This is a genomic window from Aminobacter sp. P4_D5 (assembly GCF_056401815.1).
The window spans coordinates 1-687 of sequence record NZ_JBFUIP010000770.1; the positions used below are offsets into that span (position 1 = coordinate 1).

Sequence of the window (687 nt, forward strand, 5' to 3'; positions counted from 1 at the left end):
AGCCTAGACGCGGTCCGGCGGCCCGGTCACCCCGCCTCGGTGCGCCGGCGCAGCGCGCGGTCGGCGAGCAGCAGCAGCAGCGTGAAGACGATCAGCAGCACGGCGACGGCAGCCATCGCGGGGTCCAGGTTCTCGTTGATCCCGTCCCAGATGCGGCGCGGCAGGGTGAAGACCTCGCGGCTCGCGATGAAGAGCACCATCACCAGCTCGTCCCAGGAGTGGATGAAGGCGAAGATCGCGCCCGAGACGATGCCCGGCATGATGCGCGGCAGGATCACCCAGCGCAGCGTCTGCGGGAGCGAGGCGCCCATGCTGCGCGCCGCCTGCTCCAGCCGCGGATCGAAGCCGGACAGCGCCGTCGAGACGGTGATGACGACGTAGGGGATGCCGGTGACGCCATGCGCCAGCACCACGCCGAGGAAGCGGTCCAGCAGGCCGAGCGGGCCGAAATAGCGGTAGAGCCCGATCGCATAGACGATCGAGGGAATGATCAGCGGCAGCAGCATCAGCACGCGGATAAGGTCCGTCGAGCGGCGAGAGATGCGCCAGCAGCCGATGGCGCAGAGCGTGCCGGCCGTCACCGCCAGCACCGTGGCCGCGACCGCGATGGTGAAGGATTGCCAGATGGAGCCGAGCCATTCCTCGGAGGTCAGCACCGTCGCGAAATGGCGGAAGCTGATGGTCTCG

General features: G+C 68.9%; 1 protein-coding gene. It reads right to left on the reverse strand.

Annotation, left to right across the window (positions count from 1 at the left end; all coding sequences use genetic code 11):
• Nucleotides 1-26: 26 nt before the first annotated feature.
• Nucleotides 27-687: ABC transporter permease (locus AC1DWF_RS34885; RefSeq protein ID WP_476843046.1), on the reverse strand; the 661-nt coding region annotated here is incomplete at its 5' end.